This window comes from Thermodesulfobacteriota bacterium (assembly GCA_034189135.1).
Taxonomy (GTDB): domain Bacteria; phylum Desulfobacterota; class Desulfobacteria; order Desulfobacterales; family JAUWMJ01; genus JAUWMJ01.
Genome location: JAXHVO010000091.1, coordinates 1 through 5,602 on the forward strand (window position 1 = coordinate 1; position 5,602 = coordinate 5,602).

5 protein-coding genes are annotated in these 5,602 nt (G+C 41.9%); all 5 read right to left on the reverse strand.

Annotation, left to right across the window (positions count from 1 at the left end):
* Nucleotides 1-479 precede the first annotated feature (479 nt).
* Genes SWH54_14000 through SWH54_14020 form a run of 5 tightly spaced genes read right to left on the reverse strand, consistent with a single transcriptional unit; the run spans nt 480 to nt 5,287 of the window.
* Entirely contained in the window at nt 480-1,811 is a 1,332-nt protein-coding gene (locus SWH54_14000; protein ID MDY6792369.1) for a nicotinate phosphoribosyltransferase, read from the reverse strand.
* Nucleotides 1,808-2,329: an isochorismatase family cysteine hydrolase gene (locus SWH54_14005; protein MDY6792370.1), complete on the reverse strand. Its 522-nt coding sequence runs from the start codon at nt 2,327-2,329 to the stop codon at nt 1,808-1,810. The genes SWH54_14000 and SWH54_14005 overlap by 4 nt, the downstream gene beginning before the upstream one ends.
* 12 nt (nt 2,330-2,341) lie before the next feature.
* Entirely contained in the window at nt 2,342-4,537 is a 2,196-nt protein-coding gene (locus tag SWH54_14010) for a tetratricopeptide repeat protein (GenBank protein MDY6792371.1), read from the reverse strand.
* Nucleotides 4,534-4,767, reverse strand: coding sequence for a thioredoxin family protein (locus SWH54_14015; GenBank protein ID MDY6792372.1), 234 nt, complete (start codon nt 4,765-4,767; stop codon nt 4,534-4,536). The genes SWH54_14010 and SWH54_14015 overlap by 4 nt, the downstream gene beginning before the upstream one ends.
* Nucleotides 4,768-4,786: 19 nt before the next feature.
* Nucleotides 4,787-5,287, reverse strand: coding sequence for a thioredoxin family protein (locus SWH54_14020; GenBank protein ID MDY6792373.1), 501 nt, complete (start codon nt 5,285-5,287; stop codon nt 4,787-4,789).
* Nucleotides 5,288-5,602: the final 315 nt, after the last annotated feature.

Below are 5,602 nucleotides of genomic sequence, written 5' to 3' on the forward strand. Positions count from 1 at the left end.
ACCTTTAACGAGTTGCCAATGCAAGTAAATTATGCATTTTCTGGAAAATCTTCGTTTTACTTCTATGCGATTTTACATCGTAAATTCAAACAGTTTTCAATTGTCGTTCAGACACTAACTAAAGGATTTAATATAAATTACTCCATGTTTAGTCAAGGACTATTATCTATTTGAGAGCTCGAGGAAGGGTGTCTTCGTACTGTGGTCTAATGGACGGAACGGGTGATTTCCTTTTTTATTGTTAGGGCTTGTGCCGAATTTCTTTTTTGCATTTCACCACATGCAGCCCAAAAATCAGCCGTTTTTGATGTCTTGATGCAATTGCCTCTGTTTATTCAAAATTTTATTAAAACCAGTGCAACTGATATGGAAGGAGAAGGAATGGAAACATCTTATCACTCAAGTTTCGCACGTCAGTTTGGCGATAAGTAATGCCTTAGCGGCACGCAACATATAAAATCAGATGTGAATCGAAACGGTTATAATTTTTTCTGCAGTTTGATGAGTCGGTCGCTAAGTTTGACGGGGTATGTTTGTTTATCATGAAGTGACTTATATTTATCATCAAGAAGGACAAATTCATTTTTAAATCCATTTCTGATTTCTTCAATAGACGGATACGTGCCTATTCTTTTTCCCTTTTCCATGACTTTTTCCAGCATCGGTTTTCCATCTTTAAAACTATCATCCCTAAGCCCTATTATATCTTCCAGAAACAGCCCCTGTCTGCCTGTCCTGCGAAAAACCTGTTTTTTGCCGGCAAGGGTTATTTTACCGGGACTTAATTTCCTGGTGTCACGGTCTTTGACCCTGACTACCTTGTAAACAATATCCAGATAGGGTGAATCTGCAGAAACACCCACCTTGGTGCCGACTCCGAACGCATCTATTTTAGCCCCCTGCGAAATATAATCGGCTATCTTAAACTCATCAAAACCGCTGCTGGCAAAAATTTTTACCCCAAAGAGACCTGCGTTATCCAAAATTTTTCTAACCTTTTTGCTCAGCATCACCATGTCTCCGCTGTCCAGCCGGACACCGGTAAGGGAGTGTCCCTTTTGTTCCATCTGTTTGGCAACCTTTACCGCATGGTGTGCCCCTTGAATGGTATCATATGTATCAATAAGAAAAATGGAGTTTTCGGGAAAAGAATCCGAATAGGCTGAAAATGCGTCAAATTCACTGCCAAATGCAGATATGTAAGAATGGGCCATGGTTCCTGATATGGGGATGCCGTATGTTTTGCCTGCCAAAACATTGCTGGTGGCATTAAATCCGGCGATATAAGTACTTCTGGCAACTTTCATCCCGGCATCCTTTTCATGGGTTCTTCTAAGCGAAAAGTCAACCAGAGACCGGCCGTTGGCCGCATGTATACACCGGGCGGCCTTTGAAGCGATCATGGTGGAAAATCCAATCGTATTAAGCATAAGGGTTTCCAGAATCTGGGCTTCAATCATAGGCGCAGTCACCTCTACAATCGGTTCATTGGCAAAAAAAATGGTGCCTTCAGGCAAGGCATACATATCTCCTGAAAAACGGAGTGTTTTCAGATAAGATAAAAATTCCGGGGGAAAAAGTTGGGTCGTTTTTAAATAGTCGATATCGCTTGGGGAAAAGTGAAAAGACTCCAGTTCTCCCAGCACGTCATTCAGGCCTGTGGCAACAAAAAAATTCCTGTTGGAAGGATAATCCCTTATAAAAAGAGAAAAAGTCGCTGTTGATACGATCTGGTGCTTATAATAACCGGCCGCCATGGTAAGTTCGTAAAGATCGGTAAAAAGGGGGCCTGCCCTGTGTATGCTTTTCATGAAACCCTGGCTCCGTATAGCTGTTTCATCCTTTTTAAAGAAAATTCGTGCATCTCATTATCAAAATCGGCTACACCTTTAACAGGAACCGACACGATATAATCACGATTTGCCAGGCCTCCTACCGTGTCCATTACACAAATAGATGTGCATACGCCGGTAATTTCAACTTCTTTAATATTTGCATCTTGTAATATTCTTTCAAGATCGGTTCCATAGAAACCGCTGTATCTTTTTTTGGGGACTATTTTTTCACCAGATACGGGGGCAAGTTCAGCAATAATTTCGTTCCCCCAGGTATCGGTGACACAATGCTTGGGAAACTTGGCAAACTCCAAATCATTTTCATCGTGTGAATCCTGCAGAAAGATAACCAGGTCTTTATTTTTCCTGAAAGCTGAAAGCCTGTCACGAACAAAGGGGATAATTGATTCTGCCTGGTCCCCACAATAAAGAGTACCCTTTGGATCGATAAAATCGTTTAACATATCGACAATGATTAAGGCCTTTCTTGGCATATCTGCCTCCTTTTAATCAATACGGTTCATCCTTTCATTTACCACCCTTTCAAAGAAACGTTCAAGTTCATATACTGCTTCCATATCTTCATACAAAACATCGGCGCCTTTTAAAATCTTTTTTTTGATATCATTTTTAAAAGCCTTATCAACTGCAAGCCTGTTGGCAATATCCGCATAGGATTGAGCGTCATGGGCAACACAATCCATGACACCTATCTGTTTATATAGTCCCAGTGTCAGACGGCCGCACATAAGCCGGCCGGGCCAGGTGATAATGGGAATGCCGGAGGCAAATGCCAGCAAACTTGTATAGCCGCCAGTAAAATGAGGGGTGTCGAGGAGTATGTCGGCAACTCGCAAAAAAGATAAATATTTTCTTTTGGACATTCTCGGCAGGAACCGGATGCGATCGATTACATCAGGAAATGTATGCATGAAACGGTTGTTGAGTAACTTTGCAAGGTGGCCCTCCCTTGTTTCAAAGAAAATCAATAACCCTCGGGGATCCCGACGCAGAATAGATCCAAGTGCCTCATCAAAATCAGGATGAAACTTAAAAAGTGTCTGGGGACATACATATAGATTGCAATCTTCGGGCAGATCGAATTGCTTGCGGGATACCGGTTTTTCAGGCATTTGAGGACGGCGGCAGTACATGGCAAATCGTTTTAAAAGAACCAGGGTTTCCGAGTAGTGACCATTTGCTTCAGAAGGTTCCGCATTTTCCGCTGATAGGTAGTAATCCATATTGGGGATACCGGTGGTTACCGGATGTCCCCATGTGGTACATTGAACCGGTGCCAGACGTGAAAATGCAATAAAGTATGTTAAAGGGTCCATTCCAATATCAGGGTAAAACAAAATGTCCAGCGGGTGCTTTGAAATCATTTTGCGCGCGGCGGCCATTTCGTTCGGCAGGATGACTGCCTCATCAGCCGCACGATCTATGCTGTCTGTTAATAAATCCTCTTTCCCCAGGAACCTGAATACCTTTACATGGAACTTTTCCTTGGACAAATTTTCTATTATTCCCTGATTTAACAAACCAATGGTATGATCATAAAAAAATCTTGAAATGATACCGATGTTAATTTTTCCACCTGTATATGGCTTGCAGTTAGGAGAGACCCAGGCAAGGTCAGGGCAGGCGTGCAGAAAAAGACCGGCAAGTTTTTCCTGCAAATCTCTGTTTTTCAATCCTTGATAGGCCAGGTAAAAACTTGTCGTACCCACTTCTCTGGCAGGATCTATAAGTGCAAAATTTTTATTCATTAATGCTTCGATTCGGTCAGACAGTTTTTCCCTTTCGCTTTTAATTAATTCTTTTGATTCAAATATCAAAGGAAACATAAGGGCCATTTTTACCTCAACTCCGGCATTGGGCATTATTTGTAACGATTTCCGGTAGCTTGAAATTGCTTCTTTCACCCTGCCCTGTTCTTTTAACAACGTCCCCATGTTGTTGTATGCCTTATGATGGTCCGGCTTTAATTGAATTGCCTTCTGATAGCATACTGCCGCTTGGTCTAACTTGTTCTGCTTTTGTAAAACCACTCCAAGGTTATAATATGCATTTGCATTGGACGGGCTTTGCTCTAAGACTTTCCGGTAGCAAAAAACAGATTCATCTAATCTGCCCTGGTCCTTATAAATTGCACCCAAATTATAATATGCATCAAAAAAGCCCGGGGTCAGCTCCAGGCTTTTTTGATAACAAATGACTGCCTCATCCATTCTGTTTTGTTTTTTTAGCGCTATTCCCATATTATAATATGCATCGGTAAAATTCTGATTAAACTGCAGGGCTTTTTGGAAGCAGGACATAGCCTCTTTGAGCCTGTCGAGCTCAATAAATACCGAACCCATACTCACCAACGCCTGGGCAAAGTCCGGTTTTAGCTCAAGTGCTTTCTGATAACTCAACACAGCCTGTTTGAGGTTGCCCAGGGCTTTAAATGCATTGCCGATACTATTATAATAATTGGCTTCTTTAGAATTGATTTCAATCGCCCTGCCGATTAACTTCACGGCTGTATCATTATTACCAACCTGATTGGCAATCACGCCCAAGAGATGCAGCGAATCACTGTGATTCGGATTCGTCTCCAATATCTTCCGATAAATCTCCTGGGCCCTTTGCAGTTGCCCTGTCTGGTGATACTGAATGGCTGTTTTAAATTCTGTTTCCAGGGAAAATGTCATCATTTGCTAATCCAGGTTTTAATATCTTCTTTTTGCGGAATCTTGCCAACACATTTAACTTGACCATCAACCACCACCGCCGGGGTACCAAAAACACCATATCCGGCAATTTTCATCAGATCGGTCACCTTTTCAATGTTTGCATCCACGCTTGACTTTGCAACCACTTCCCTGACAATCCGTTCCGTCTCTTCACATTTGGGACACCCGGGCCCCAATACTTTAATATCCATACGTTACCACTCCTTTCTATTATTTTTCCTTGGCTGCCTTTAACCATTCAATGAGTTGATTTTTAGGCGGCACCCGTCCCACTGACTTAATTTTACCATTGATTATCAAGGCCGGCATACCCATCACCCCGTACTTTCCTATCTCTTTAATGTCCCGAACATGTTCTATATCGCCTATAAATTCGAACTCGGCCATCACCTGCATGAGTTCCTGCTCTAACCTGTCGCACTGAGTACATCCCTGTCCCAGAACTTTGATTTCAAGCTCTGCAAAATTCTCTTCTTCATAAGGTCGACCAAAATATTTATTGAATTCCCTTAAAAAAGCCCTGCCGTATTCCTCCCTGTTTGCATCAGGGATGTAATTCCCCCTGGAAAGTCGTTTGAGAAGCTCAGCCTGAATTTCGTCTTCCGGCTTGGCAGCAAAATATTTTTCCACGGCCTCCAACGTATTCTTCAACCCAATAATACCGATACTATTTTTACCGACCTTGATTTTGCTGACATCCTTTGGTGACATGATTTACCTTACAATGACCTTTATCGCTAACCATCATGCGTCTTTTTTACTGTTTATTTGCCTATCACGTTGGTGTTGCGGGTTTAAAATCCAAATGAATGTTCCGATTAATAACACGAAACGCGCAACCCGTATAATCCGCAACGATATCGCATTACATAAAAATAAGCTGTTTCTATATAAAACTATTAATGTGCGTTTTAGGGTTAAACCTCCATCATCCTGCAATCACCCCGTAAAGCATTCCCGCAATAGTGGATAAAATGATGATAATGGAGCAAAAAACCGCCGTCTTTTTGATACCCATGACACTGC